This is a genomic window from Oribacterium sp. oral taxon 078 str. F0263 (assembly GCF_000469565.1).
In the GTDB taxonomy this organism is placed as follows: Bacteria; Bacillota; Clostridia; order Lachnospirales; family Lachnospiraceae; genus Oribacterium.
Genome location: NZ_KI273084.1, coordinates 14305 through 40783, shown reverse-complemented (window position 1 = coordinate 40783; position 26479 = coordinate 14305). Strand labels below are relative to the sequence as shown.

Below are 26479 nucleotides of genomic sequence, written 5' to 3'. Positions count from 1 at the left end.
CAGTATGAAGAAGAAAAAAATTTATTGTTTCTTTGCCGGGGCGGTGCTCATGGCATCTCTTGCAGCCTGCGGGGGCGGCGCGAAAGAGAGCAGCGCTTCGGGAACGAGCGGAAAGACGGAGGCGGAGAGCGGAAAGGAAGAGAGCTCCGGAAAGGCAGAGGCCTCGGACAGCGCGGATTCGGGGAGCATCCGGATGTCCTGGTGGGGAGGCGATTCCCGGCATGAGGCGACACTGAAGGCGCTTGACGCCTATATGGCGGAAAACCCGGGCGTTAAGATCGAGTCCGAGTACGGCGCCTGGTCCGGCTGGACGGATAAGATCGCGACCCAGCTCGCCGGGGCCTCCGCTCCGGATGTGCTTCAGATCAACTGGAACTGGATCTATCAGTTCTCTTCCGACGGAAAGGGCTTTTACGATCTGAAGCAGTCGAAGGAGGACTTCGATTTTTCTCAATACGATGAAAATCTGCTGGAGCAGATGACGATCGACGGGAAGCTCCAGGCGATCCCGATCGCGACGACCGGAAAGGCCTTTTTCTGGAATCAGCAGACCTGGGAGAAGGCGGGGCTTTCCGTGCCGAAGAGCTTCTCGGAGCTCCTCGCGGCGGGACCGATCTTCAAGGAGAAGCTCGGGGACGATTACTATCCCATGGCGGCCGGAGAGTATGATCTTATGATGCTCCTCACCTACTATATGCAGGAGAGCTACGACAAGCCCTGGGTGGAGAACGGGGCGATCAGCTACACGAAGGATGAGCTTGCGGACGGCTTTGATTTCCTGAAAAAGCTGGAGGAGAATCACGTCATCCCCTCTCAGGAGAAGATGAAGGGGGACGGGGCGGATTCCATCGACAAGAATCCGAACTTCATAGACGGGCACTATGCGGGGCTCTACGAATGGGATTCCGCGGTGAGCAAGATGCAGGGGGCACTTGCGGACGGGCAGACCTTGGTGCTCGGAGAGTATCCGGCGGACTACGGGAAGCCCTCCACGATCTATAAGGTTTCCATGGGCTTTGCGCTCTCAAAGGATACGAAAAATCCGAAGGCGGATCTCAAGCTTCTCGACTACCTTCTGAACGGAGAGGGAGTGAAGACGCTGGGGCTTGAGAGAGGAATTCCGGCCTCCAAGGCAGCGCAGAAGACACTTTCCGAGGAGGGAAAGCTGGAGGGCCTGGTCTATGAAGCGAATCAGGCGGCGTCAAAGAATTATCGCTTCACTCTGAGCCCGTACTATGAGGATTCCAAGCTCAAGGACCCGTCTGAGGGCGCCTACTATGAGATCATGGACAATATGAGCTATGACCACGAGGATTCGAAGGAGCTTGCGCAGCAGATGATTGACGCTGTGAACGAGCTCGAGTCGAGCAAGGCCTGAAGTCCCTGAGGGGAGGATCGGAGGAAAAGATATGGAGAATGGAGGAAAGAGAGTCAATCATTTTTTCCGGGAGAACAGAGGCTTTTTCTTCATTCTCCCCTGGCTCTTCGGCTTTATACTGTTCAAGGGCTATCCCTTCCTGTCATCGCTCTTCTACAGCTTCACGGACTTTCATCTTTTTGAGGGGATTCACCGCATCGGGCTTCAGAATTATCAGGAAATTTTCCGGAACAAAAAGATTCTCGCGGCCTTTGCGACGACCTTCCGCTATGCCTTCATGACCGTGCCGCTGAAGCTCTGCTTCGCGCTCTTTGTGGCCTATATCCTGAACTTTCAGCTGAAGGGGGTGAAGCTTTTCCGGACGGCCTACTATATTCCGTCCATCCTCGGCGGCTCTGTCGCGATCTCCGTGCTCTGGAAGGCGATCTTCAAGGACAACGGCATCATCAATCTCTTCCTCTCCTTCTTCGGCGTGCAGGGGCCGAACTGGCTTGCGAACAAGGGGACGGCGCTTTTCATCATCTGCCTTCTGAGGGTCTGGCAGTTCGGCTCCTCCATGGTCATCTTCCTCGCCGCCCTGAAATCGGTCTCCCCGGATCTCTATGAGGCGGCGTCTCTGGACGGAGCGGGGAAGTGGAGACAGTTTTTCAGCATCACGGTTCCCCTCATCACCCCGGTCATCTTCTACAATCTGGTGACACAGCTGGTGCAGGCCTTTCAGGAATTCAACGGACCCTACATCATCACACAGGGCGGGCCGAGGGGAGCGACGACACTGGTTTCGCTTCTGATCTACAACAATGCCTTTAAGAAGTACGAGATGGGCATGGCGAGCGCGGAAGCCTGGGTCCTGTTTCTGATCCTCCTGCTCTTCACCCTGATCCTGCAAAGGAGCCAGAAGCATTGGGTCTACTATTCCGACGAGGAGGTCTGAGATGACGAGAGAGAGGAGGAGGGGCCTGTCCACGCTTCTCAAATATCTGCTTCTGATCCTTGTGGGCTTTGTGATGCTCTATCCATTGCTCTGGATGGTCGGAGCTTCCTTCAAGAGTAATTCGGAGATCTTTTCCGGGATCGGACTTCTGCCGAAGCAGCCGAGTTTCCAGGGCTACCGGGATGCGATGAGCGGCTACGGGGGAGATATCAATATCTGGCAGGCCATGCTGAACACCTATAAGATCGTCATCCCGAAGGTGCTTTTTACTCTGCTCTCCTGCACGGTGACGGCCTACGGCTTTGCGCGCTTTCACTTTAAGGGAAGGAATTTCCTCTTCCTGCTTCTGATGTCTACCCTCTTTTTGCCAAATGTCGTCCTGAATGTGCCGCAGTTCATCCTCTTTAACAAGTGGGGCTGGATCGACCATCCGCTTTATCTTCCGATGATCGCGCCGACTCTCTTCGCACAGGATACCTATTTCGTCTTTATGCTGATTCAGTTTCTGAGAAATGTCCCAAAGGAGCTCGATGAAGCGGCAAAGATCGACGGATGCAGTCCGCTCGGGACGCTCTGGCACGTGATCGTACCGGTCTTAAAGCCCGCCCTTGTCTCCTGCGCGCTCTTCCAGTTCATGTGGTCGAACAATGACTTCATGGGCCCTCTCCTCTATGTATCGTCGCCGAGCCGTTATCCCGCCGCAATCTTTGTGAAGATGTCGATGGATGCGGACGCGGGCTTCTCCTGGAACAGGATCCTGGCTCTCTCCCTGATCTCGATTCTGCCCTCGCTCATTATCTTTTTCCTCGCGCAGGACCAGTTTATCGACGGCGTGACGGCTGGCTCCGTCAAGGGCTAGAGAAAGACCGGCGAAGTCCTTGATTTACTGCCTTGGGCAAAGCTTTTCCTGATAAAAAGTAAAAGGGAAAGCAGTGCCTATAGGATCTGCCTTTTCGAATTCGATTCGAAGAGGACGGAGGAGGATCGGCTTCACATCAAAAGGCGAAGAGAGGAGGAGAGATGGAGGAGGGAGTAAAGGAGAAGCTTCGGCAGCAGATTCGGTCTTATCTTCTCCGCCTGGCTTCGCAGTCGGATGCGGAGCACCCCGCCTGGAATCAGGAGCTTATCCGAAAGGGGAGCGGAAACCGCTGGAATTATATCGACGGCTGCATGATTTCCGGGATGCTCCGCTTTTCGGAGCTCATCCGGGAAGAAGGGCTCTTTGACTTTTCCGAGCGCTTCGTCTCGCATTTTATTTCGGAGGGGGGAGAGATTCCGAGCTACAGGAGGGAGGAGTATCGGCTGGATGACTTAAACCCCGGGAGAAATCTCTTCCTCCTTTTCGAAAGGACGGGGAAGGAGAAATACCGGGAGGCACTTCGACTTCTCCGCGGGCAGCTGGAGACGCAGCCGAGGACGGAGGAGGGAAGCTTCTGGCACAAGAAGATTTACCAAGAGCAGGTCTGGCTGGACGGGATCTATATGGCGCTTCCCTTCTATCTGGAGTATGAGCTTCGCTTTCATCCCGGCGATTTCTCCGGCCTTTATGACATCGTATCCCAGCTTCGGATCGTAAAAAAGAGGATGCGGGAGGAGGAAAGCGGTCTTTATGTCCACGGCTACGACGCCTCAAGGAAGGCCTTCTGGGCGGATCCCGAGAGCGGAAGGAGTCCGAATGTCTGGCTCAGGGCCATCGGCTGGTTTGCGCTCGCGCTCTCTGACCTTCTGGGATTGATGAAAGTTTTTTCGGATTTCCAGGCCGAAAAAGAGGAGCTTTCCGGGATGCTCCGGGAGCTGATCGAAAGCCTCATGCCATGGCAGGACCCCTGGAGCGGCTGCTTCTATCAGCTTCCGAAGCTTCCCGAACTTAAGGGGAATTATATCGAAAGCTCCGGGAGCGCCCTGATTTCTGCGGCTGTTTTAAAGGCGGTTCGTCTCTCCTTTCTCCCGGAGAAATACCGGTCCTTCGGAGAGAGCATCTTCTCCGGAATCTATGACAATTTCTTTTCCTGTGACGAAGGAGGAGAGCTTCGGCTTAAAAATATCTGCCTCGTCGCGGGGCTTGGCGGGAAGGAGAGAAGAGACGGCTCTGTCCGCTACTATCTCTCCGAGGCAGTCGTGGAAAATGACGCAAAGGGGATCGGCCCCTTTCTCCTCGCCGGATCGGAGCTCCTCTCTTAAATAAAATCCATACCGGAAGCTGCGGTATCACAAAGGGCAATATGCGAAGGCTGCTGTAGAGATACGGCAGCTTTTTGTATATCCGGAGGCATTGAAACTGCGGGGAAGCCTCTGCCCCGCAGTTTCCTTTGCGATCTGCTGGAAAACACTCTCGCTGCGACTGCCGTCTTTCGAGTCGATAAGCCCCTTTGAAGGGGCAGATGGCGAAGCGCCGGGGAGATTTTCTCACAGGACAGAAAGCAGCAGAAAAAAAAGAGAAAGTTCCCCTTGCGCAATTAGTGAAAGCGCTGTAATATATTTTGTAAGGATAACCTAACAAATACTCGGAGGTACACATGGATTATAAAAAGAAAATTTTCGGGAAGCTGCTCAGTCTGATTTTGGTCGGATGCATCGGGGCCGGCTGCGGGAGCACGGCGGAGAAGATGAAGGAGAGCAGCCGGGCCGAGCAGAAGGAGAGCGATCTTCCTTCAGAGAGCGCCGGGGCGGAAAAGGAAGAGGGGAAGAGCGGGACGGAGAAGAAGCTCAAGCTGACGGTCACTACGAGCTTTCTCCAGGATATGGCCTCCGTTCTTGCCGGGGACTTCACGGATATCACACTGGTGATCCCGGCGGGGGAGGATCCCCACACCTACGAGGCGAAGCCGGAGGATCATGAGAAATTTAAAAACGCGGAGCTTGTGCTCTACCACGGACTCCACTTTGAGGGAAAGATGACAGAGCTTTTGGAAGCGGTGCACGGGGTCCCCGTCACAGCGGATTTTAAGAAGGAGGACCTCATCACGATGGAGGAGGGAGGGGGAGAGGTGACGGATCCCCACTTCTGGTTTGACACGGCGCTCTACCAGGAGGCGGTGAAAAAAGCGGCCTCTTCCCTGGAGGAGAAGCTGCCGGAGCACAAGCAGGAGATCGAGAAGAACTGCGCGGCCTACCTCGATCAGCTGGACAGCCTCAAGAGCTACTGCGCGGAACAGATCGAAAAGATCCCGGAGGGGAGCCGCATCCTGGTTACACCGCATGACGCCTTTAATTATTTTTCCAGAAGCTACGGCATCGAGGTGAAGGCGCCACAGGGTGTCAGTACGGATGCGGAGCTTTCGACCAGCGATATGGCGGAGACGGCGGACTTCATCGTCTCACATAAGATCAAAGCCATCTTTGCGGAGTCTACGACAGACCCCGCCCGCATGGAGAAGCTCCGGGAGTCCTGTAAGGCGAAGGGCTGGGAGGTATCCGTGGTCCGCGGAGAGGGAAAGGAGCTCTTCAGCGACTCCCTCGCGCCAAAGGGACAGGATGGGGATAATTATATCGATATGGTAAAGCATAATGTGGACCTCATCGTGAGCAATCTGGAATAGAACCTGAGGGGCCCCGCGGCGTTTTTCCGCGGGGCTTCCTTCGATAGAAGCCGGGGGATAAAAATGACAGCAGGAAAGAAGAGCGGAGGAGAGGCGGGAGATCGACTGAGAGCGCTCGGGCTCGGCGCCGCCTCCGAGGAGACAAGGGCTCCCTCCGGGGCGGCCATCCACGTGGAGGACCTCACGGCCGCCTACGATAAAAAGGCTGTGCTCTGGGACATTGATCTTGAAATCGAGGAGAACAGCATCACGGCGATCGTCGGTCCGAACGGCGCCGGAAAGTCCACTCTTTTAAAATGTATCCTGGGCTTTCTGAAGCCGCTCTCCGGCAGCGTCAGAATCTTCGGAAAAGCGCTCCGGGAGGTCCGGGACAGGGTCGCCTATGTGCCGCAGTTTTCTGAGGTGAACTGGGATTTTCCGATCTCCGTCCGGGATGTGGTGCTGATGGGGAGATACCGAAGCATCGGCTGGTTTCGGCGGGCAAATGCTTCGGAGCGCGCGATCGCGGAGGATGCGATGCGGGAGATGGGCCTCTCCGCACTCTCCTCGAGGCAGATCTCACAGCTCTCCGGAGGGCAGAGGCAGAGGGTCTTCATCGCAAGGGCACTGGCGCAGAGGGCGGGGCTTCTGATCATGGACGAGCCGCTCGCGGGAGTCGACAAGAGCAGCGAGAGGATCATCATCGATAAGATCAGGGAGCTGAAAAGCGAGGGGAAGACCATCGTCTGCGTTCACCACGACCTCAATACCCTGCGGAGCTACTTCGACCATGCCGTGCTGATCCGCCGCTATGTCATCGCGTGCGGACCGGTGGAGGAGGCCGCATCGGAGGAAAATATCCGGCGCGCCTATGAGGACTTAATATGATATCAATATTATTTTCCTATGATTTCTGGGTGGTCGCCGCGGGGACCTCGCTCCTCGCGCTGGCGGGCTCTATCGTGGGCTGCTTTAGCGTATATCAGGGGCAGAGCCTCGTGGGGGACGCGATCGGGCATTCCGCTTATCCGGGGGTTGTGCTCGCCTTTATCTGCTTTCAGACGAGGGATCCTCTGATCCTCACGATCGGGGCGGCGCTGTCCGGCGGCATGGCCTATTTTCTGATCCACAGTCTGAGGGACGGAGGGGGGATCGACTTTGACTCGGCGCTCGCCCTGGTCCTCACGGGAATGTTCGGGCTTGGCATGGTCCTTAAGACCTATACGCAGGGAAATCCTGCCTATGCCGATGCCTCGCAGGCAGGGCTCAAAAATTATATCTTCGGCTCCGCCGCCTTTTTGATGAAGAGGGATGCGGCGCTGATCTTCTGCAGCGGGGCTCTCGTGCTGTCCCTCCTCTTTCTCTTTCGGAGAATCCTTCTGATCAGCATCTTTGACAGGGGCTACGCGAAGGCGATCGGGATCCCGGAGGCGCTCGGGACAGCCGCGCTCCTCTTTATGATGATCGTCCTGATATCGGTCGGGCTGAAGAGCGTCGGGGCGGTATTGATCTCCTCCTTCCTCCTGATCCCCTGCATCTGCGCGAATCAGCACAGCCGCAGTCTCGGGCCCATCCTCCTGCTTTCCGCTCTGACCGGGATCCTCAGTGCCCTTTTCGGGACATTTCTCAGCACGGCATACCGGGGGCTCTCCACCGGACCGATGATTATCCTGTGCATGGGCTCTGTCACGCTGCTCTCCATGATTTTTGGACGCTATGGGCTTTTGCCCCGCATGCTTCGGAAGAGAGGAAAAGAAAATGACTGAGGTCCTTTTTGTACTCCTGATGACGGCGATGGCCTGCGGCCTGCTGGGGCCCTTCCTGGTGCTTCGCAGGCTCTCCATGACAGCGGACGCGCTTTCCCATTCTGTCCTTCTCGGCATCGTCCTCGCCTTCTTTTTGGTGCGGAGCCTGGACTCGGTCCTTCTCACGTTGGGGGCGGCTCTCTTCGGACTCCTCACGGTGCTCGCCGTAGAGCTTTTGTCCGGGAAGGGACTCGTAAAGAGGGATGATGCGCTGGGGCTTGTATTTCCGATGTTCTTCTCTCTCGGGGTCCTTTTGATCACGCGCTTTTTTCGAAATGTCCATCTGGACATAGAGATCGTTCTGATGGGAGATCCGCTCTTTGCCCCCTTTGTGCGTCTCTTCGGTCTCCCCAGGTCTCTCGTCGAGATGTTCCTTCTCTTTCTTCTGAACCTCTCCTTTGTGATTCTCTTCTATGAGCCGCTGAAGATCTCTACCTTTGACCCATCCTATGCCTTTCTCCTCGGCATCCCCGTAAAGCGCATCTTCTACGCCCTCATGATCCTTTGCTCTTTTTGCTGCGTGACGGCCTTCAACAGCGTGGGGGCGATTCTGGTGATTTCCTTTTTCGCGGCACCCGCGGCAGCGGCCTCTCTCCTTAGCCGGAGTCTATGGCAGATGATTCTCCTCACCCTCCTGCTCGGAGCTCTGAACTGCCTCATCGGCTGCCTCATTGCCTTCCGATGGAATGTCTCCATTTCCGGGATGTGCAGCTTCGTCGGAATGCTCTCTGTCCTCCTTCTCTCCCTTTTCTCCCGCGGGGGGATACTGAGGGGAATGAGAAGGAGAAAGCAGCAGAGAGAGCGTTTCAAGGAGGAGCTTCTGCTTTTGCATCTCTACCGGCACAGAGGGGATCGGGAGGAGACCGGATTTGAAAGTCTCTTCCGCCATGTGAACTGGAGCAGGAGGGAGACGGAGCGCTATATCGGGAGACTTATGAAAATGAAGTGGGTTTTCGCGGACCCCTGTGATAAAATATATAAATTGACGGAGGAGGGAAGGGAGAGGCTGCTGCTTGCAATGACGGCCTGAGCGGAGAAGAAGACGGAGGGAAGCTGTGAGGATCTCCTCTTTTCCGCGGCCGGGAAAGAGATGGGGATGACGAACAACAGGGAGGACTATCTGACGGCGATTTTCAAGATCATAGAGCGGGAGGGAAGCGCCAGCAATCACAGAATTTCGGAGTATCTGGGCATCGCGCGCGCATCCGTCTCGGAGATGCTCAAAAAGCTGGCGGAGGACGGAATCCTCAAGATCCGCGGGCGCTTTATCAGCCTGAGTGCCGAGGGAGAGCAGCTTGCGAGACTGATCCTGAGTAAGCACAGACTCTGGGAGACCTTTTTGCAGGACTGCCTGAAGTATAACTGGAAGGATGTCCACAGACAGGCGGACCTTTTGGAGCATATCACGGACGGGGAGATGATGAAGCGCCTCAATGCCTTTCTGAATTACCCGACGCACTGCCCGCACGGCGCCCCGATCTACATCAACCTGCGGGGTGAGGAGCGGGAGGAAGAGGAGGAGCTGCGGCTTGGTTCTCTGAAAATAGGGGAGAGGGCCCGCATCGTCAAGGTGGACGACGAGCCGGGTCTTCTCTCCTATTTGGACCGCCTCGGACTCAAGCTGGATCTCGTTCTCTCCGCGGAGAGCTATGAGGAATACGATGGTACAATGCGGCTTTTTGTGGGGGAAGAGGGGAGGAGAGTCAGCGTCAGTGAGAAGGCCCAAAAGCACATTTATGTGAAGACTCTCGGAGAGCAGGCGGATTCCCCCGAAAAAGCAGAAGAGGCAAAGAGGATTGGACGGAAAGAAAAGAGAGCGCGGGGGGGAGAGGGAGCTTCATAACTATCGCCTGGAGCTCGTATTTGAGAAAAAGATCCCGGGTCTTCGGGTCTCGGAGGCTCTTCGCCGCCGGGAGTATGTCATGCGGAGCCGCCATTTTCATTCCAGCATTGAGCTCAACTTTCTGATCGAGGGGACCCGCTTTTTCTTCGTGGACCCGGAGAGCTACTGCATGAGAGCGGGGACGGCCATGCTGATTGACCATGACCGGATTCACAAAACCTCGCTCGCGGAGGGATATCCGCCGGATCACAGAAACTTCATCCTGCAGCTGGAGCGGGAGCCCTTTGACGGCCTGCTCCGGCAGTTCGGCTATCCGGGCTTTGACGAGTTCGGAAGGATCTACAGCGGAGCCTGCGGCTTTTCGAGGGAGGAGTGGGCGCTGATCCTCGGGATCATCGCTCAGTTTAAGAGCGCCTGCGATCAGATGATGGGGGAGGAGCTCTGCCCCTTCCTCTTTCTCCAGGCCATGGAGCTTCTCGGGATCTTCGCAGGGGCGAGATCCCGGGGGATTTCCGAGAGCTACCAGGGAGGGAGAGAGACGGGAAACGGAGAGAGAGAGGCGGGGCCCGGCTTCGCCTCCTCCGCGGACCGACTGGACAGCGGTGTCCATCAAAGAGTCCGGGAGATCGCCCTTTATCTGCAAAACCACAGCGCGGAGAAGCAGGAGCTTCAGGAGATCGCCGCGCATTTTTATATGAGCCGTTCCTATCTGAGCAGGATCTTTCGGAAGGTCACGGGCTTCTCGGTCGTTGAATATCTGAACTTTGTCCGGGTGAGAAAGGCGCAGGAGCTTCTGAAGGGCAGCAGGATGAGAATTACGGAGATCTCGGAGAGCACGGGCTTTGGGAATATCACTTACTTTGAGCGGGTCTTCCGCTCCCTGAGCGGGCAGTCTCCCGCACAGTACCGGAGAGGAGAGGTGCAGAAATGATTCAATACGGGATGAGGGCGCACGATATCTGCGGAAAGAGCGGGATGGAGAAGGTATTTGACGGTGCCGCGTCCCTGGGAATCCGTTATCTTCAGCTCGCCATGGGGAAGAGCTTCTCGGAGCCGGACACAGGCTTCGGACACTTTTCCGACGGCCTGTGCGATCGGATCCGCTCAGAGCTTGCGGCCCGCGGGCTCCATGTCTCCGTACTCGGCTCTTATATCAACCCGGCAAATCCCAATGAGGAGAAGAGGTTTTCGGAGCTGGAACGCTTTATCGAGATGCTGAAATATGCGAAGGGGATCGGAGCGGACCTCGTCGGGACGGAGACGGGGCGCTTCTCGGAGGACTTTCGTGTGACGGAGGAGACGGAGACAGAGCGCTGCTATGAGACGATGCTGGACAGCTTTTTAAGGATAAGGCAGGCGGCGGAGAAGCTCGGCGTCCGGGTCGGCATCGAGGGGGTCTATAATCATACGCTCTCAAATCCTCAGAAGATCGAGCGCTTCCTCCGGGACATTGATTCTCCGAATTTTGATATCATCCTGGACGGGGTTAATCTCATTACGCCGGAGAGCAAGGGAAAGCCCGAAGAGCAGAATCGAATCATCCGGGAGTGCTTTGAGCGCTTCGGGAGCCGGATTTCCGTGATCCACCTAAAGGACGGGAACTTTACGGAAGGGAGAGAGCAGACCTTCTGCCGTCCCGGGAAGGGGGTATTCTGCTACGAGGAGCTCATGAGGCAGCTCTCCCTGAAAAAGCCCTGCATCGTCGGAATTTTGGAGAATTCGAGCCCGGAGAGCTTCCGGGAGGACTGTGACTATCTGGAGGAGCAGTACCAAAGATACCGGGCCGACAGGACAAAATAAGAACAGCGCCGAAGGCTCCGGGAATCTCCCGCTTTGCCCGGAGAAGGGAGGGAAAAGCGGCGGCATCTCCTGAGAAAAGAGGATGAAGAGAAGAGGATAAGAAAAAGCTTGAGGAAAAGCCTGAGACAAGAAGAGAGAGAACAGGAAGAAAGAGAGAGAAAAAGAGAGAGAATAGGAAGAAAGAGAATTAAGAAGAGAGAATAAGAGGAGAGAAAAGGGACGAGGACCCCGGATTCTGCCGTTTGGCAGAGCCCGGGGTCTTTCTGCTTATAGCATTTTAAAATATATTATGCATTTATATTGACTTTTTCGAATAAGCGCGATTATAGTATTTATATAGATACATAAGCGCGCTTATTAAAAAACTGTTTGTGAAAAAATCACAAATTCAACCCCAAACGGACTGAATTCGTCCCATGAACAGGAAAGGAGAAGAAGAGCGGTATGAAACTGGAAATCGGAAATTTCTATGTGAAGGACATCGTCTTTGGGGACGAGCTGAGCTTCCGCGGCGGAATCCTCAGCGTGAACAAGGAAGAGGCGCTGAAGCGGGTGCTGGAGGACGGGAGGATCACGGAGGCAGAGCTCTACATCGCAAAGCCCGGGGACGAGATCCGCCTCTGTCCCGTAAAGGAGGCGATCGAGCCGAGGACCCGCACGGACGGAAAAGGACTTTTCCCGGGCTACACAAGCCCGCTCCGCCAGTCGGGAAATGGGACGCTCCACGCCCTGAAAAACTGCAGTGTCCTGGTGGTCGGGAGGCACTGGGGGGGCTTTCAGGACGGGCTCATCGATATGAGCGGACCGGGGCAGAAGTTTACTTATTTCGGAGAGCTCAAGAACCTCGTACTGGTGGCGGATACGAATGAAGAATTTGAGAGGTATGAGCAGCAGAAGAAGAACGATGCGCTCCGCCGCGCCGGGCACAGGCTCGCGGAATACATCGGAAGCTGCGTCAGAGAGCTCAGCCCGGAGGACAGGGAGGTCTATGAGACCGTTCCGATCACGAAGCGGAGCGGGGAGAGGAATGCCCTTCCCTCTGTGGTGGCGGTTTTGCAGCCGCAGTCCCAGATGGAGGCCATGGGATACAATGATCTCCTCTACGGCTGGGATATGAATCACTATCTCCCCTCTTTAATGAGCCCGCAGGAGGTGCTGGACGGCGCCATTGTCTCCGGCTCCTTCATGCCCTGCTCCTCCAAGTGGTCGACCTATGACTTTCAGAATTTCCCGATCCTTCGGAGACTGATGGAGGAGGACGGGAGGGACTACAACTTCCTCGGCGTGATCATGGCGAATCTGAATGTCGCCATGGATCAGAAGGAGAGGGTGATCCAGATGATCGTCCAGCAGGCGACGGAGCTCGGGGCGGACTTTGCGCTTGTGACGGAGGAGGGCTATGGAAATCCGGATGCCGACTATGTGGGCGCGATCGCGGCGCTGGAGAGCGCGGGGATCAAGGTCGTCGGCGTCGCCAACGAATGCACCGGGAGAGACGGCGCCTCTCAGCCTCTTGTGACACTGGATGAAAAACTTGTCGCCATGGTTTCCACGGGAAATGTCTCGGAGCTTGTGGAGCTTCCGGCGATGAAGACCGTGCTCGGAGAGCTGGAGGCGCTCGGAAGGGACGGAAATTCCGGCGGCTGGGAGGGAGATGAGAAGCTCGGACCCTCTGTACGGAAGGACGGCTCCATCATCATGGAGAACAACGGCTTCTTCTGCGGGGATCAGACGGTCGGGTGGTCGAAAAAGACCATGATGGATTTTTAAGGAAAGGGGTGCTCACAATGAAGAAAGCCATTGTCTATATCAACCAATTCTTCGGACAGCTGGGCGGTGAGGATACGGCGGATGTGGCGCCGTCCCTTCACAAGGGACAGATCGGCCCCGCTTTGGCCTATCAGCAGGAGCTGAAGGATTGTGAGGTCACGGATACCATCATCTGCGGGGACAACTACATGGGATCCCATACAGAGGAGGCCGTTTCCCGGATCCTGGATTTCCTTTCTCCTCTCTCCTTCGACATTTTCATCGCGGGCCCGGCCTTCAATGCGGGACGCTATGGCGTCGCCTGCGGAACGATATGCAGGGCGGTAAAGGAGCGCTTCGGAGTCCCGGTCATCACCTCCATGAATGGGGAGAACCCCGGGGTGGAGATGTTTCGAAAGGACGTCCTGATCCTGAGGGGCGGAAACATCGCCTCCAAGATGAAGCAGGACCTTAAGGCGGTCGCGGATCTCGCCAACAAGATTCTCGCAGGGGAGGAGATCGGACCGGCCGCCGAGGAGGGGTATTTTCCGACGGGACACCGCCATCAGGTCTTCATATCGGAAAACGCGGCGGAGCGCTTCATGAAGATGCTCCGGGCGAGAATTCATAATGAGCCTTATGTCTCGGAGCTCATCGTTCCGAAGCAGGACAAGGTTCCGATTGCCCCGGCTCTCAAGGACTTAAAGCACGCGAGGATCGCGCTTCTTACGACAGGAGGAGTGGTTCCGGTAGACAATCCGGATCGGATTCAGTCCGCCTCCGCGACCCGCTGGGGAAAGTATGACATCTCCGGTCTGGACAGGCTGGAGGGAGGCGTCTTCAAGACCGTTCACGCGGGCTTTGACCCGGCGGCGGCCAATGCGGATCCGAATGTCATCATGCCGGTGGACGCCATGAAGGAGCTTCTCAAGGAGGGAGTCTACGGAAGCCTGCATCCCTATTTCTACTCCACGGTCGGCACCGGCACGACGGAGAAGGAGGCCGCCAGGATGACGGAGGAAATCCTTCCTCTCTTAAAAAAGGACAAGGTCGACGCCTGCATCATGGTGAGTACGTGAGGAACCTGTACTCGTTGCGGTGCAACGATGGTCAAGGTGATTGAGCGCGCCGGCATCCCGATCGTTCATATGTGCAACCTGATCCCGGTCTCGAAGACGGTGGGGGCGAATCGAATCGTCCCGACGATCTCGATCCCCTATCCTCTGGGAGATCCCGCGACCTCCAAAGAGGATCAGTGGAAGCTCCGTCTTCACAGAGTAAGAGCGGCTCTCGAAGCCCTCGAAACGGATATTTCGGAGCAGACGGTCTTCTCCGTATAGAGATCGATCTCATATCAGGCGGGAAAGAACGATTTACAGGGCTTCTGCGGCCCGGAGGCGAAGCTTCCCGGGGCTGCAAAAGCCCGGATTTTGGGTGGAGCAGCTTATGAATACGAAAAAAAATAATCTGGTATTTTATATCGCGCTCATCATATGCGCGCTGATCTGTATCTGGGCAGTGGGCTTCAATCAGAGCTTCACCGCCGCGTCCTCCGCCATGTTTACCTTCTTTACGACAGACTTCGGCTGGCTCTACTGCGCGGCGATGCTGGCCTTTGTCTTCTTCGCCGTTTTTATCGCCTTCAGTAAGTGGGGGAATATCCGTCTTGGGGAGGATCAGGAGAAACCGGAGTACAGCACCCTGTCCTGGTTTGCCATGCTCTTTGGCTGCGGTATGGGAGTGGGACTGGTCTTTTGGGGGGTAGCGGAGCCTCTGTCCTTTTATCTTCGCCCCGCGGCGGGGATTACGCCCTCCTCTCCGGACGCCGCAAATTTCGCCGTCAAGGCGGCTTATATGCACTGGGGAGTCTCTCCCTGGGCCAATTATTCCGTCATTGGACTGGCCCTTGCGTATTTCGGATTCCGGAAGAAGAAAAAGGGGATGATCAGCACGACATTGATTCCGCTGATCGGAGAGGAGAGGGCGGAGGGCTGGCTCGGCACGCTGGTCGACATCCTCGCGGTATTTGCGACGGTGGCCGGTATCGTCACCTCCCTCGGCCTCGGCGTCATGCAGATCAACTCGGGCCTGCACATGGTCCTCGGCCTTCCCTCGAATATCACGGTACAGATTATCATCATCGTGCTGATCTCCGTCATCTATATCTGGACGGCGGCATCCGGGATTGAGAAGGGGATCAAGGCGATCTCCGATGTCAATCTCTATCTCTTTGTGGGACTTATGGCCGCGGCCTTTCTCCTCGGACCGAAGCTTGAGATTCTGAACAATCTGGTCGGAGGAGTCGGCTCCTATCTCCAGGACTTCATCAAGGACTCCGTGCTCATCAACGGCTACGGGGATAATCAGTGGACCTTTGACTGGAGAATCTTCTACTGGGCCTGGTTCATCGCCTGGGCACCCTTTGTGGGAGTCTTCATCGCGAGAATCTCGAGGGGGAGAACGATACGGGAGTTTATCCTCGGCGTCGCGATCGTCCCGGCACTGACCTCCATCGTCTGGTTTTCGATCTTCGGCTCCCTCGGTCTTCACCTTGCGGAGAGCGGAGTCTTGGACGATGCCTCGCTGAAGGCGATCGCGGCGGCGCCGGAGACGGGACTTTTCCTCGTCCTCCAGCACTATCCTCTCACGAAGCTGATCTCTATCGTCTCGATCGTGCTTCTGAATACCTTCTTCATCACCTCGGCGAATTCCGGAACCTTTGTCCTCTCCATGCTTTCCTCCGACGGAAATATGAACCCGCCGAAGAGAAAGATGCTGATCTGGGGCGTGATACAGTCTTTAATGGCGATCGGAATGATGCTTGCCGGCGGCCTGAAGCCGCTGCAGACCATCTCCCTCTGCGCGGCCTTCCCCTTTATCTTTGTCATGTTTGCGGAGATGGCCTCTCTTGTGATCGCCTTAAAGAAGGAGAGGGCGGGAGATCCCGAGCATGCGGGGAAGGATTCGTAAAGAGATTCTCCTCTCCGCTTTCCAAAGATCCGCCTCCTTCCATCGGTGTTTTGGAGGAAAGTCATCCTTTCCTTGGAAAAATGTGAGATATCTCAGGCGTCAATCAGGAAGTGAAGGCGGATCATAAAGTATGCACTGAGCCGGGAAGCGTCCGTTTCCTCCGGGAGAAGACTTTTTGAGAGCATGGAATCGAGGAGGGCGACGATCAGAGAGTTGAGGATCTCCGCATTTTCCTCCGTGACCTTGCAGTCCTTTCGTCCGATCAGGGGGCGCAGGATGGAGAGACTTCGGGACGCGATATCCTGACCGAAGTACATCTTTCCGATGAGCTCGGTATAAGCCTTCCTCTCCTCCGGAAAGATATGGTAATACAGGATAAAGAACTGCGTGAGCTTGTCCCGGTACTTCCCGTAGAAAAAACGGCGGGAGAGCTCGATATGCTGAAAGACATTGAGGCAGAAGGATTCCCAGATCTCATAGAAGTAGCGGAGGGCGGAGAGCCTTTTCTGGCTGAGGCTTGCCAGGGAGCTGTTGTACTCCGAGAGGTATCCGATGGAGACCAGAGCGAGGAGCGCGTCCAGATCCTTAAAATAGAGAAAGATGGTGGAGTTGTGATATCCGGCGATCTCTGCGATTCTCCGGATGGAAAGTGCCCCCTCTCCCTCCTCATCGATCAGAGTTCTGGTGGCTATGACGAATTCCCGCATTCTTTGGCATGCCAGATCCTTGTTTTTTGCAGACATATGCGCGCTGTCCCGTGAAATAAATGTGAATGAGTCCGGAATTTCTCCCCGGAGAGTATAACAGGCTTTTCGGGGGGTGACAAGCTTCATGCCTTGCCGCTTGGCTTCCGGGACTCTGCATGCCTTTGATGTTAATTGCTATTCGAAGTTCCACCTGGAAATCGGAAAGGCGGAACTTAATTCTTCCGAAGGATGGGGCAGAAGTTAAGGAAACGCTGATTCAATCGGGAAAGTTATGTGTAACGGGCGTGATGCCGCAAAAGCGTGCGGAACACCGGTCCTTGAAGCTCAGCTTAGAGATGATCGGCTCGCTATCGAGGCTGGTCCCAAGGAGGGGAAGGGAGAGCGGAAGATGAACCGGATGCAGATCGAGGAGGGGAAAAGCCGGATCCTATGGACCAGGCAGAGTCCGGAGCTTCGGAGGGAGCTGGAGAGGAGCGGAAAATACCGCGTAAAGCAGGAGTACCTTGAGAAGAAGAACGGGAACATGAGCGGCTACTACGACAGGCTCTACCGCTGGTATACAAGGGCCGCATCCCGCATCCTGGATACGGGAGGGGCGCCCTATCCGATCTGGTTTAATCTGACGGAGGACAGGATGCTCCAGCCGGTGGAGGGCAGCGAGATCCTCGCTGTGGAGCTTCCTGCGGAGGCCTATCTGCTCTGTAATTATGAGGCCTGGGGCTATGTCGTAAATTATTTCTATGTCGCTCTCAGCCGGGAGGATGAGGAGAGGCACCGGGCGGAGCTTCGGAAAAACGGTCTGAAGAGCGATGATGAGCTCTTTTTGACAGAGAAGGGGAACTTCTATCCTATCTTAAAGAGAGAGGTGGAGAAAAGCTGGGAGAGGATTTTCACGCTCCGCCCCGATGACACAGAGCGCGGCGTCGCTGCGACGAGCTGGGAGCTTCGGAGCGAGTGGATCAGGGAGGTCAGAAGCTATGAAAAGGGAGCTTTGGACGGTCCAGAATAAGAGAGTGCTGGAGGAGCTTCTCTCCTCCGGCTGCTATCGGGTGAAGAGAAGCTATGTGATGGAGAAGTACGGGGAGAGCGCCTGGATCTTTCAAACGGCCTATGACTTTTTCCTCCGGGAGCTTCGCTCCCGGATAGCGGCTCCGGAGGGGGCGGAATCCCCGGTCTGGCTTTTCTCCGACAGTCAGAGCCTCTTCCGGGCGGAGGGAGAGATTCTGATGCGCCTGGAAATCTCACGGGAGGAGCTGCTCTTTTTTGATGCCCGGGACTGGAACCGGGTCCTGAATCTCTCCTATCTTGGGGGAGAGGAGGAGAGGGAGCGCTTTCGAAGGGAGCTTCTCCGGCAGGGGATCCGGAGCGAGGAGAGCGTCTTTCAAAGCGCCTTTTATCCCCTGCAAAGGGCGAAGATTCAAAAGAGCTGGAGGAGACTGTTTGAAGCGGAGGAGGAAGCGATAGGGAAAAGCTATCGGCAGGCTGCGTCCTGGCAGCTCAAAAGGGAGTGGCTCATGGATTACTCTGTGCTCTGATGCTGCGCTTATGCCCTGAGAGCCCGGTATAAGCGATCCGCTCTCTCGAAATCACTTGATTATGCACTTACCCTCTTTGTTTGACAAAGTCCGCCGTCTCCGTTATACTGCTTCTTAGCTTTGGAGGGCCGGGGATTTCGGTGCCGCTGACTTCGGCATAGGAGTTCATCGGGCCTGATGCCGGGGCCATGTCTGGAAAGGGGTATCTTCCATGGATGAGGACGGCGGCGCGAATCGCGGGGAGCCTCACAGTAAACGGATGAAAGAGAGATTTCGGAGGTATAGTCCTTGGGCTATACCTTCTTTTCGCGGAGGAATAGGGGGAGAAGAGGAAAACGATGCCGGGATGGGGCTCATCGCGGGGCTTCCCTTCTGCGCTCTTAGGAGAGGGATTTTATGATCGGGCGAGCGCTGCTTCTGATAATCCTGATCCTGATCAACGGCTTTTTTTCCTGTGCGGAGATCGCGGTTTTGCAGGTGGGAGAGCCGAGGCTTCGGAAGCTTTCGGAGGAGGGCAGGAAGGGGGCAAAGCGCCTTATTAAGCTGACAGAGGAGCCGGCCCGCTTCCTCTCCACGATTCAGGTCGCCATCACCTTATCCGGCTTCCTCTCCAGCGCCTTCGCCTCGGAGAGCTTCGCGCTCCCTCTGGTGGCTCTTCTTAAGCGCCTGGGGATGACGCTGGACATTCAGATCCTGAAGCCGATCGTCATCGTCTTCATCACGATCCTTCTCTCCTATCTCTCGATCGTGTTCGGAGAGCTCGTGCCAAAGCGCCTTGCGCAGGTTCACACGGAGAGCATCGCGCTCTTCATGTCGGGGATCCTGAGCTTTATCTCCCGCTTTTTTGCCCCACTGGTCTTCATCCTCACCGCATCCACCAACGCGGTTCTCCGCCTGATCGGGATCGAGCCGGAGGATGTGGACGATCAGATCTCGGAGGAGGATATCCTCATGATGCTCGAGGAGGGGCGGGAAAAGGGCGCGATCGAATCCTCGGAAAATGAATTCATCCAAAATGTCTTTGAATTCAACGATCTCACGGTCTCAGAGGTCTGCACGCACCGGACCGATGTCGCGATGCTCTATATCGGAGATACGGACCGGCAGTGGCGGCGCACGATCCACGACAACCGCTTCGCCTGCTATCCGATCTGCGGAGAGGATGACGATGATATCATCGGCATCCTGAACAGCAAGGACTATTTCCGCCTGAGCGATCTCTCGCGGCGAAATGTCATGCAGCACGCGGTGGAGCGCCCCTTCTTCGTCTCCCAGAATATGAAGGTCTCCGCCCTTTTCCAGATCATGAAGAAGGAGAGGAAGTACTACGCCGTCGTCCTCGATGAATACGGGGGGATGACCGGCATCGTCACGCTGCACGATCTGATCGAGGCCCTCGTCGGGGATCTCCAGGAGGAGGATGAGAGTCCGGAGCCGGAGCCGATCGAGGCGGTCGGGGAGAATGAATGGATTATTCTCGGGGGAGCGGACCTGGAGGATGTCAACGAAGCGCTGGGCCTGGATCTCCCGGTGGAGAACGCGGATACCTTCGGCGGATACATTATGGGAATCATGGGGAAGGTCCCGGACGACGGAAGCTCCTTCCATCTCGATACCGGGGAGCTCTCCATCGATGTCGCTCATATCAAAAACCACAGGATCGGAAAGACCATCGTCAGAAAGCTCCGCCCTGAGGAGAAGGAGGGAAAGGCTGAGGAACAGAAGGAGAACGGAGCTGCTCCCTAGCCGCGCTCCCCAGTTGCTTTTCGGAGGTCTTTACGGATCTTTACGGAAAGAAAATCCCGGTGAGAGGAGAGCAAAGGCGCCTCCCGCTCAGCTTTCAGAAGGCTTGACATCCGCCGGGAAACTGCTAGACTTTCCTCTGTCAGAGGAAGCGGGATTTCCGCTTACGAAAGACTGTGGGACTTTTTCTGCTCTGTAGCCGGATGGATTATGTCATGCCTTTGTTCCTCGAAAAATGCCGGGAACACTGTGCCTTCCGGGGCGGGGCTGTTTTTGAGGAGGGAAATATATGCCGGGAAATATTGTGGTAGGAGTTCTGGTTCTCGCTGCGGTTGTCTTTGCGCTTCGCAGCATGAAAAAGCGGGCGGAGAGCGGCTGCTGCGGAGGCGGAGGAGACTGCTGCAGAGTGGTGAAGGCGGAGGATACCGACCCATCCCACTATCCGTACAGCGCCGTTATGGAGGTCTTTGATATGCACTGCGAAAATTGCAGGACAAGGGTGGAGAGCGCGCTGAACAGTCTCCCCGGAGTCTGGGCCAGTGCGGATCTTGGGAAGAAGGAGGCGCTGGTTCGGATGAAGGAGGTCCTCACAGAGGACAGACTGAGGGAGACCGTAAAGAAGGCGGGCTACGGAGTGGGCAGAGTGGAGTTTCGCTGAATCCGGAGGATAAGAGAAGAGAGGAAGAAAATGCCGGATAAACTGAATGAGAAGAATGCGAAGAAGCCGGTGAAGCTGATCGAGAGGACGCTTCGCTATCAGGGGCATGTGCTCTCCGTCTATGAGGATTATGTGGATGTCGCGGGGCATAAGACGCACTGGGATTTCATCCATCACATCGGGGCGGCGGCGGTGCTCCCGGTTCTGGATAACGGAAAGATCCTCATGGTCCGGCAGTATCGCCATGCGCTCGGGCGCTATACGCTGGAGATCCCGGCGGGAAAGCGGGACAGCGAGGAGGAGGACTTCGAGCTTTGCGCAAAGCGGGAGCTGGAGGAGGAGACCGGATACCGGGCGGAAAAGCTGGAGTTTTTGCTCTTTGTCAATACGACGGTGGCCTTTTTGGATGAAAAGATCGGGATTTATCTTGCGAGAGATCTTAAGCCGGGGAAGAAGCACTGGGATGTGGATGAGGAGCTCGGCGCGGAGGCCTGGGGGCTCTCGGCGCTCCAGAAGCTGATCTATGAGGGAAAACTGACGGACGGAAAAACCGTGGCGGCGATTCAGAGCTACGCGGCAAAATTCAAGCTCTGAGGCAGACCATTCGGTGACGGATTTTGCAGCCTTACTTTGCTGCCCTGATCGCCCTTTAGCAAAGGGCGGACAGGGACGATACGGAAGACAGCCGATCCTTTCGGCAGGCAGGCATCCGGGACCTTATCGGAAGGTCCCGGATGCTTTGAGGAAAGCAGAATGAAGAGAGAACATTTGGAAGATTATGTAATGACGATTCCGGATTTTCCGGAGCCGGGCATCATGTTTCGGGACATCACCTCCCTGATCCAGGATCCCGACGGACTCAGGGATTCCGTGGACGGATTGATCCGTTCTATTTCCGGTGTCGACTGCGATGTCGTGCTCGGCCTGGAGTCCCGCGGCTTTATCTTCGGGACGGCCATCGCCTATGAGCTTCGGAAGGGCTTTATCCCGGTCCGAAAGAAGGGAAAGCTCCCGAGAGAGACGGTCAGCGTGAAGTACGACCTGGAATACGGCGAGGCGGAGCTGGAGATCCATAAGGACGCGATCCGGCCCGGGGAGAAGGTGGTCATCGTGGATGACCTCATCGCAACAGGCGGGACGCTGGAGGCCGCGTGCAAGCTCGTGGAGAAGCTCGGCGGAACCGTCGAGAAGATTTCGGTCGTGATGGAGCTTGCGGGCTTAAAGGGAAGAGAGAGGCTGAAAAAGTATCAGCTGGAATCCCTGATCCGCTACGAGGGAAAGTAGGAAAAAGCAGGAATCGGGATTCCGGAGAATCGGAAGCAAAGAGGAGGAGACAGCCGTGGGAGAGCAGCTGACGAAAGCGGATGTGAAGCGAATCCAGGAGGAGATCGAGGAGCGGAAGCTTTCCCTCCGGCCAAAGCTCATCGAGGCGGTGAAGGAGGCCCGTTCGCACGGGGATCTCTCGGAGAACTTCGAGTATTACGCGGCAAAGAGGGAGAGGAATCAGAACGAGTCGAGGATCGCCTATCTGGAAAGGATGCTTCGCTTTGCGACGATCGTGAGCGACCGCTCGGAAAGAGACGAGGTCGGACTGAACGACACCGTGAGACTTCTCTTTGAAGAGGAGGGGGAGGAGGAGAGCTACCGCATCGTAACCTCGATCCGCGGGAACTCCTTGAGCAACCTGATTTCCAATAAGTCTCCTCTTGGGAAAGCGCTGCTTAAGCACAGAGTCGGAGACCGGGTTACGGTAAGGCCCGGGGGAGGGAAGAGCTATACGGTGAGGATCCGGGGCCTGGAAAAGACCGGAGAGCTCGAAACGGACCGGATCCGGGGCTATTGACTGCTGCCTCCGGCATTTTCGTTGAAAGCCGCCTCCGGCATTTTCATTGAAAGCTGCTGCGGCTGCCTTTTGCCTGTTTTTTTTCCGGGTAAGGGGCTTTTTAAGAGTGAAGACGAGACAGATGGATACAGACCGAAAAAGGACCTCCGGCTCAAAATGGGCCGGAAGTCCTTTTTCAGAAGTATCAGGCCTGCGACAGGGCCATGAGCCTCGGCAGGGGGAGATTTGTGCTCTCCTCGCGGTCGATCTCCCGGAAGCTCACATGCTGGTAGAGGTAATTCATGAGCTCCCGCCTCTTTACGATGCCGATGAAGTGTCCCAGGTCGTCCACGACCGGCACAAAGTTCTGGCTCAGCGCCCGTTTTACGAGATCCTCCATGGAGCTGTTGATCCCCACCGGCTCATAGTGGTTTTTCATGGGGATGTCCTTTACCTTTACCTTCTCCGCCTGCTTTAAGCTCAGATTCAGTTGATTTTTGATTTCCCAGAGCAGATCGCCCTCCGTCAGTGTCCCCCGGAAGCCTCCGTTCCTCGAGAGAACCGGGATCGTGGTATAGCGGTGAAACTCCATCTTTTCCATCGCGGCCCGGAGGCTGGAATCCTCCTCCACGAAGGCCACATCGCACTTGGGTGTCAGAAAAAATAAGATATTCATAGAATAAAGCGGTCTCCATCCGCGCTTTTTGGTTATGCTTTGCCCTTTCGGGAGAGGAGCGCCGAAGGCAGCTCTGCCTTCCTTTCTGTAATCCAGAATAGCGCTTACTTATGTACGCTTTGTGACCTCATTATTAGGAAAAGTTAAAGATGATTTTGACATGCTTTCTGCGGGATAGTACAATGTTTTCAGGAAAGCGAGGAAGCCATGACAGAGAAGCAGGAAGAGATCGTCCTGGAGAGACCGGCGGACAATACGCCTCCGGAAAAGCTCTATCAGCGCCTGATAGAGATTGTGAGAAAGTATCGTCCCTCCGAAGACCTCTCCATGATCGAGAAGGCCTATGAGGTCGCGAAAAAGCAGCACAAAGATCAGAAGAGAAAGTCGGGTGAGCCCTATATCATCCACCCTATTTGTGTTGCCATCATTCTTGCGGATCTGCAGATGGATCGGGAGACGATCGCCGCGGGACTCCTCCACGATGTGGTGGAGGATACCGGCATGACGCTTCAGGAGCTGGAGAGGGAGTTCAATCCGGATGTCGCCCTCCTCGTGGACGGCGTCACGAAGCTGACCCAGATCAATCTGGATGTCGATAAGGTGGAGCAGCAGGCCGAGAACCTGAGGAAGATGTTCGTCTCCATGGCAAAGGATATCCGCGTGGTCATCATAAAGCTCGCGGACCGCCTCCATAATCTCCGGACACTCGAGTACCAGAGTCCGGAGAAGCGGAAGGAAAAGGCGAGAGAGTCTCTGGATATCTACTCCCCGCTCGCGGACCGTCTCGGCATCAGCAAGATCAAGATCGAGATGGATGATCTTTCCCTTAAGTATCTGGAACCGGATGTCTACTATGATCTCGTCGAGAAGGTGCATTTTAAGAGGGAGGCCAGAGAGGCCAGGATCGATCACATCGTAAAGGATGTCTCGAAATACCTGCACGACCGCGGCGTGGAGGCGGAGATCAAGGGGAGGGTCAAGCACTTCTTTTCGATCTATCGAAAGATGGTGAATCAGAACAAGACGATCGATCAGATCTACGATCTTTTCGCGATCCGCATTATCGTGAAGACGCTCGGGGACTGCTATGCCTCCCTGGGCTATATCCATAAGATGTATCACCCGATCCCCGGGAGATTCAAGGACTATATCGCGATGCCGAAGGCGAACATGTATCAGTCCTTGCATACGACGGTCATCGATGAGGAGGGGGTCCCCTTCGAGGTGCAGATCCGGACGGAGGAGATGCACCGGACGGCGGAGGTGGGGATCGCCGCGCACTGGAAGTATAAGGAGCAGGGGGGCTCCGGGGAGAAGGCCTCGGAGGCGGAGCTTGCGAAGATGAACTGGCTCCACCAGATTCTGGAATGGCAGAATGATGAGACGGACTCGAAGGAGTTTATGAAGCTGGTGAAGTCCGACTTCAACCTCTTTAACGACAATGTCTACTGCTTTACGCCGAGCGGCGATGTGAAGAATCTTCCTTTTGGCTCCTGTCCGATCGACTTCGCCTATGCGATCCACTCCGCGGTCGGAAACAGGATGGTGGGGGCGAAGGTCAACGACAGGCTGGTTCCCATCGAGTATATCCTGAAAAACGGGGATCGGGTGGAGATCATCACCTCTCAGAATTCCCGGGGTCCCTCCCGGGACTGGCTGAAGATCGTGAAGTCCACGCAGGCCAGGAACAAGATCAATCAATGGTTCCGGCATGAGCAAAAGGATGAGAATATCGACAGGGGCAAGGAGCTTCTGGACCGCTACGCGAAGTCCAAGGGCTTTGGCCTCGGAGAGCTGACGAAGCCGGAGTTCTGCGACGCCGTGATCCGCCGCTACAGCTATCAGGACTGGAACGCGATCCTGGCCTCCGTGGGGCGGGGCGGCCTGAAGGAGTCCCAGGTCGTCTCGAAGCTTATCGAGATGCGGCAGAAGGAGGATTCGAGAAATCTCGACGACGAGGCGGTGCTCCAGAATATTGAGGAGCTCTCGAAAAAGCCGGAGCTCATCCGGAAGTCGAAGTCCGGCATCATCGTAAAGGGGATCCACGACCTCGCGGTGCGCTATGCGAAATGCTGCTCTCCGGTGCCCGGGGATGAGATCGTCGGCTTCGTCACGAGGGGGCGCGGCATCACGGTCCACCGGACGGACTGCATCAATATGATGAATCTGCCGGAGGATGAGAGGGCGAGGCTCATCGAGGCGGAGTGGCAGGGGAGCGGCGATAAGGAGACCTATGCGACGGAGCTTCAGATCTTCACCAATAACCGCGTGGGGCAGATCGTGGATATCACAAAGCTCCTCGCGGATGCCAACATCGATATCAAGGCGCTGAGCTCCCGGGTGGGGAAAAATGAGAAGGCGACGATCACAGTCAGCTTTGACATCCACAATAAGGAGGAGCTTGCGGCTCTGATCGGAAAACTCCGGAAGATAAACGGCGTTTTGGATATCGAGAGAGCGCAGGGCTGAGGGGGCGCTTTCTCGGGCTTTTCCGGGAGATCCGTGCTGTCTCAAAGGAATGCCTCAAGGAAGAATGTCTCAAAAAAGGATGAACTAAGGGAGAGGGAGAGGAAATGTATCGGATCTATAAGAAGACGCTGGGGCTTGCCGGAACCAATGTCTATATTCTAAGGAGAGAGGGAGAGAGGGAATGCGTGATCGTGGACCCCGCCGCGGAGGAGGCGGAGCTCATCGAATTTATGGACGGGCTGGGACTTTGCCCGGTCTCGATCCTGCTGACCCACGGGCACTTTGACCACATCTATGCGGCGGAGCCGCTCTCGAAGCACTACGGCATCCCGATCTACGCTTCGGAGAAGGAGAGGGAGCTTCTCGGGGACAAGGAGAAAAATCTCTCCCTGATGTTCCGCCGCCCGGTGATCCTCACGGATTTTACGCCCTTTTCCGGCGGGGATCACTTTTCCTTCCTTAAAAGGGAGTGGCAGGTCATAGAGACAGCGGGGCATACGAAGGGCTCCGTCTCCTTTTATCTCCCCCCTGTTCCCGGCGCTTCGGAAGTAAAGGAGAGGGTGGAAAACCCCGCGAGCAAGAGAGAATTCGGAAGTGAATTTCCGGAGGACTGCCGGGAGGGGCTTTTGCTCAGCGATCAGACGCCCATCCTCTTCTGCGGGGATACGCTCTTTCGGAGCTCCTACGGGAGGACGGATTTTCCGGGCGGATCCCTGGAGGAGATCCGAAGGAGTATCCGGGAAAAGCTTTTGATCCTTCCGGAGGAGACCAAGGTATATCCCGGACACCAGGGGGAGACCACGATCGGGAGAGAGAGACGATATAATCCCATGGCTCTCCATTGAGAGAGGAGCGGAAGGGAAGAGGAGTTT

Annotated in this window: 26 protein-coding genes; 24 read left to right on the top strand and 2 right to left on the bottom strand. The window is 55.9% G+C overall.

What is annotated here, in order from left to right:
• The first annotated feature begins 4 nt into the window (after positions 1-4).
• From HMPREF1986_RS01225 to HMPREF1986_RS01155, 15 genes are all read left to right on the top strand, one after another.
• On the top strand, positions 5-1378 hold the full coding sequence (locus tag HMPREF1986_RS01225; RefSeq protein ID WP_021772894.1) for an ABC transporter substrate-binding protein: 1374 nt from the start codon (positions 5-7) through the stop codon (positions 1376-1378).
• A gap of 31 nt (positions 1379-1409) precedes the next feature.
• The gene (locus HMPREF1986_RS01220; protein ID WP_021772893.1) at positions 1410-2312 is read left to right on the top strand and encodes a carbohydrate ABC transporter permease; all 903 of its coding nucleotides are present in this window, start codon (positions 1410-1412) and stop codon (positions 2310-2312) included.
• A gap of 1 nt (position 2313) precedes the next feature.
• Entirely contained in the window at positions 2314-3171 is an 858-nt protein-coding gene (locus HMPREF1986_RS01215; protein WP_021772892.1) for a carbohydrate ABC transporter permease, read from the top strand.
• Between the two features lie 161 nt (positions 3172-3332).
• On the top strand, positions 3333-4493 hold the full coding sequence (locus tag HMPREF1986_RS01210; protein ID WP_021772891.1) for a glycoside hydrolase family 88/105 protein: 1161 nt from the start codon (positions 3333-3335) through the stop codon (positions 4491-4493).
• A 335-nt stretch (positions 4494-4828) separates the two neighbouring features.
• Entirely contained in the window at positions 4829-5851 is a 1023-nt protein-coding gene (locus HMPREF1986_RS01205; protein ID WP_021772889.1) for a metal ABC transporter solute-binding protein, Zn/Mn family, read from the top strand.
• 63 nt (positions 5852-5914) lie between these two features.
• On the top strand, positions 5915-6718 hold the full coding sequence (locus tag HMPREF1986_RS01200; protein WP_021772888.1) for a metal ABC transporter ATP-binding protein: 804 nt from the start codon (positions 5915-5917) through the stop codon (positions 6716-6718).
• Positions 6715-7596, top strand: coding sequence for a metal ABC transporter permease (locus HMPREF1986_RS01195; RefSeq protein WP_021772887.1), 882 nt, complete (start codon positions 6715-6717; stop codon positions 7594-7596). Before HMPREF1986_RS01200 ends, HMPREF1986_RS01195 begins: the two co-directional genes overlap by 4 nt.
• Positions 7589-8665 (top strand): metal ABC transporter permease, encoded by a 1077-nt coding sequence (locus HMPREF1986_RS01190; RefSeq protein ID WP_021772886.1) that lies wholly within the window; start codon positions 7589-7591, stop codon positions 8663-8665. Before HMPREF1986_RS01195 ends, HMPREF1986_RS01190 begins: the two co-directional genes overlap by 8 nt.
• Before the next feature lie 66 nt (positions 8666-8731).
• A complete protein-coding gene (locus tag HMPREF1986_RS01185; RefSeq protein WP_196806086.1) occupies positions 8732-9478 on the top strand; it encodes a metal-dependent transcriptional regulator in 747 nt (248 codons plus the stop codon).
• Positions 9432-10409 (top strand): AraC family transcriptional regulator, encoded by a 978-nt coding sequence (locus HMPREF1986_RS12445; protein ID WP_021772884.1) that lies wholly within the window; start codon positions 9432-9434, stop codon positions 10407-10409. Before HMPREF1986_RS01185 ends, HMPREF1986_RS12445 begins: the two co-directional genes overlap by 47 nt.
• On the top strand, positions 10406-11278 hold the full coding sequence (locus tag HMPREF1986_RS01175; RefSeq protein ID WP_021772883.1) for a sugar phosphate isomerase/epimerase family protein: 873 nt from the start codon (positions 10406-10408) through the stop codon (positions 11276-11278). The genes HMPREF1986_RS12445 and HMPREF1986_RS01175 overlap by 4 nt, the downstream gene beginning before the upstream one ends.
• Positions 11279-11311: 33 nt before the next feature.
• Positions 11312-11482, top strand: coding sequence for a hypothetical protein (locus HMPREF1986_RS13060; RefSeq protein ID WP_021772882.1), 171 nt, complete (start codon positions 11312-11314; stop codon positions 11480-11482).
• A 240-nt stretch (positions 11483-11722) separates the two neighbouring features.
• Positions 11723-13048, top strand: coding sequence for a glycine/sarcosine/betaine reductase component B subunit (locus HMPREF1986_RS01170; protein ID WP_021772881.1), 1326 nt, complete (start codon positions 11723-11725; stop codon positions 13046-13048).
• A gap of 17 nt (positions 13049-13065) precedes the next feature.
• The gene (locus HMPREF1986_RS01165) at positions 13066-14367 is read left to right on the top strand and encodes a glycine/betaine/sarcosine/D-proline family reductase selenoprotein B (RefSeq protein WP_081688407.1); all 1302 of its coding nucleotides are present in this window, start codon (positions 13066-13068) and stop codon (positions 14365-14367) included.
• 106 nt (positions 14368-14473) lie between these two features.
• Entirely contained in the window at positions 14474-15997 is a 1524-nt protein-coding gene (locus HMPREF1986_RS01155) for a BCCT family transporter (RefSeq protein WP_021772879.1), read from the top strand.
• Positions 15998-16089: 92 nt separating this feature from the next.
• Here HMPREF1986_RS01155 and HMPREF1986_RS01150 read toward each other — a convergent pair whose 3' ends face one another.
• Entirely contained in the window at positions 16090-16704 is a 615-nt protein-coding gene (locus tag HMPREF1986_RS01150; protein WP_207636974.1) for a TetR/AcrR family transcriptional regulator, read from the bottom strand.
• A gap of 388 nt (positions 16705-17092) precedes the next feature.
• Here HMPREF1986_RS01150 and HMPREF1986_RS01145 point away from each other — a divergent pair, with 388 nt between their 5' ends.
• The 7 genes from HMPREF1986_RS01145 (at position 17093) to HMPREF1986_RS01110 (ending at position 22483) form a co-directional block, all read left to right on the top strand.
• Positions 17093-17713 carry a DUF3841 domain-containing protein gene (locus HMPREF1986_RS01145; protein WP_036598718.1) on the top strand — a complete coding sequence of 207 codons (621 nt, stop codon included), beginning with the start codon at positions 17093-17095 and terminating at the stop codon, positions 17711-17713.
• Positions 17682-18239 (top strand): DUF3841 domain-containing protein, encoded by a 558-nt coding sequence (locus tag HMPREF1986_RS01140; RefSeq protein WP_021772877.1) that lies wholly within the window; start codon positions 17682-17684, stop codon positions 18237-18239. The genes HMPREF1986_RS01145 and HMPREF1986_RS01140 overlap by 32 nt, the downstream gene beginning before the upstream one ends.
• A gap of 396 nt (positions 18240-18635) precedes the next feature.
• Positions 18636-19985 carry a hemolysin family protein gene (locus HMPREF1986_RS01130; protein WP_021772875.1) on the top strand — a complete coding sequence of 450 codons (1350 nt, stop codon included), beginning with the start codon at positions 18636-18638 and terminating at the stop codon, positions 19983-19985.
• Positions 19986-20271: 286 nt separating this feature from the next.
• Complete coding sequence (locus HMPREF1986_RS01125) at positions 20272-20640, top strand: FeoB-associated Cys-rich membrane protein (RefSeq protein WP_021772872.1); 369 nt, start codon at positions 20272-20274, stop codon at positions 20638-20640.
• 30 nt (positions 20641-20670) lie between these two features.
• Positions 20671-21234, top strand: coding sequence for an NUDIX hydrolase (locus tag HMPREF1986_RS01120; protein ID WP_021772871.1), 564 nt, complete (start codon positions 20671-20673; stop codon positions 21232-21234).
• Between the two features lie 159 nt (positions 21235-21393).
• The gene (locus HMPREF1986_RS01115; protein WP_021772870.1) at positions 21394-21924 is read left to right on the top strand and encodes an adenine phosphoribosyltransferase; all 531 of its coding nucleotides are present in this window, start codon (positions 21394-21396) and stop codon (positions 21922-21924) included.
• 55 nt (positions 21925-21979) lie between these two features.
• Positions 21980-22483 (top strand): GreA/GreB family elongation factor, encoded by a 504-nt coding sequence (locus HMPREF1986_RS01110; protein ID WP_021772869.1) that lies wholly within the window; start codon positions 21980-21982, stop codon positions 22481-22483.
• A gap of 184 nt (positions 22484-22667) precedes the next feature.
• Here the strand turns inward: HMPREF1986_RS01110 and HMPREF1986_RS01105 are convergent, their stop codons facing one another.
• Complete coding sequence (locus HMPREF1986_RS01105; protein WP_021772868.1) at positions 22668-23138, bottom strand: CBS domain-containing protein; 471 nt, start codon at positions 23136-23138, stop codon at positions 22668-22670.
• Positions 23139-23345: 207 nt separating this feature from the next.
• On the opposite strand from HMPREF1986_RS01105, the gene HMPREF1986_RS01100 reads away from it, so the two are divergent.
• Positions 23346-25607 carry a RelA/SpoT family protein gene (locus HMPREF1986_RS01100; protein ID WP_021772867.1) on the top strand — a complete coding sequence of 754 codons (2262 nt, stop codon included), beginning with the start codon at positions 23346-23348 and terminating at the stop codon, positions 25605-25607.
• 104 nt (positions 25608-25711) lie between these two features.
• Complete coding sequence (locus HMPREF1986_RS01095) at positions 25712-26452, top strand: MBL fold metallo-hydrolase (RefSeq protein WP_021772866.1); 741 nt, start codon at positions 25712-25714, stop codon at positions 26450-26452.
• The last annotated feature ends 27 nt before the right edge of the window (positions 26453-26479 follow it).

What these genes read in the sequence shown, in the direction of transcription:
- HMPREF1986_RS01225 (WP_021772894.1), top strand. Translation starts at nt 5, where the DNA reads ATGAAGAAGAAAAAAATTTATTGTTTCTTTGCCGGGGCGGTGCTCATG.
- HMPREF1986_RS01220 (WP_021772893.1), top strand. Translation starts at nt 1,410, where the DNA reads ATGGAGAATGGAGGAAAGAGAGTCAATCATTTTTTCCGGGAGAACAGA.
- HMPREF1986_RS01215 (WP_021772892.1), top strand. Translation starts at nt 2,314, where the DNA reads ATGACGAGAGAGAGGAGGAGGGGCCTGTCCACGCTTCTCAAATATCTG.
- HMPREF1986_RS01210 (WP_021772891.1), top strand. Translation starts at nt 3,333, where the DNA reads ATGGAGGAGGGAGTAAAGGAGAAGCTTCGGCAGCAGATTCGGTCTTAT.
- HMPREF1986_RS01205 (WP_021772889.1), top strand. Translation starts at nt 4,829, where the DNA reads ATGGATTATAAAAAGAAAATTTTCGGGAAGCTGCTCAGTCTGATTTTG.
- HMPREF1986_RS01200 (WP_021772888.1), top strand. Translation starts at nt 5,915, where the DNA reads ATGACAGCAGGAAAGAAGAGCGGAGGAGAGGCGGGAGATCGACTGAGA.
- HMPREF1986_RS01195 (WP_021772887.1), top strand. Translation starts at nt 6,715, where the DNA reads ATGATATCAATATTATTTTCCTATGATTTCTGGGTGGTCGCCGCGGGG.
- HMPREF1986_RS01190 (WP_021772886.1), top strand. Translation starts at nt 7,589, where the DNA reads ATGACTGAGGTCCTTTTTGTACTCCTGATGACGGCGATGGCCTGCGGC.
- HMPREF1986_RS01185 (WP_196806086.1), top strand. Translation starts at nt 8,732, where the DNA reads ATGACGAACAACAGGGAGGACTATCTGACGGCGATTTTCAAGATCATA.
- HMPREF1986_RS01175 (WP_021772883.1), top strand. Translation starts at nt 10,406, where the DNA reads ATGATTCAATACGGGATGAGGGCGCACGATATCTGCGGAAAGAGCGGG.
- HMPREF1986_RS01170 (WP_021772881.1), top strand. Translation starts at nt 11,723, where the DNA reads ATGAAACTGGAAATCGGAAATTTCTATGTGAAGGACATCGTCTTTGGG.
- HMPREF1986_RS01155 (WP_021772879.1), top strand. Translation starts at nt 14,474, where the DNA reads ATGAATACGAAAAAAAATAATCTGGTATTTTATATCGCGCTCATCATA.
- HMPREF1986_RS01150 (WP_207636974.1), bottom strand. Translation starts at nt 16,704, where the DNA reads ATGCGGGAATTCGTCATAGCCACCAGAACTCTGATCGATGAGGAGGGA.
- HMPREF1986_RS01145 (WP_036598718.1), top strand. Translation starts at nt 17,093, where the DNA reads ATGAACCGGATGCAGATCGAGGAGGGGAAAAGCCGGATCCTATGGACC.
- HMPREF1986_RS01140 (WP_021772877.1), top strand. Translation starts at nt 17,682, where the DNA reads ATGAAAAGGGAGCTTTGGACGGTCCAGAATAAGAGAGTGCTGGAGGAG.
- HMPREF1986_RS01130 (WP_021772875.1), top strand. Translation starts at nt 18,636, where the DNA reads ATGATCGGGCGAGCGCTGCTTCTGATAATCCTGATCCTGATCAACGGC.
- HMPREF1986_RS01125 (WP_021772872.1), top strand. Translation starts at nt 20,272, where the DNA reads ATGCCGGGAAATATTGTGGTAGGAGTTCTGGTTCTCGCTGCGGTTGTC.
- HMPREF1986_RS01120 (WP_021772871.1), top strand. Translation starts at nt 20,671, where the DNA reads ATGCCGGATAAACTGAATGAGAAGAATGCGAAGAAGCCGGTGAAGCTG.
- HMPREF1986_RS01115 (WP_021772870.1), top strand. Translation starts at nt 21,394, where the DNA reads ATGAAGAGAGAACATTTGGAAGATTATGTAATGACGATTCCGGATTTT.
- HMPREF1986_RS01105 (WP_021772868.1), bottom strand. Translation starts at nt 23,138, where the DNA reads ATGAATATCTTATTTTTTCTGACACCCAAGTGCGATGTGGCCTTCGTG.
- HMPREF1986_RS01100 (WP_021772867.1), top strand. Translation starts at nt 23,346, where the DNA reads ATGACAGAGAAGCAGGAAGAGATCGTCCTGGAGAGACCGGCGGACAAT.
- HMPREF1986_RS01095 (WP_021772866.1), top strand. Translation starts at nt 25,712, where the DNA reads ATGTATCGGATCTATAAGAAGACGCTGGGGCTTGCCGGAACCAATGTC.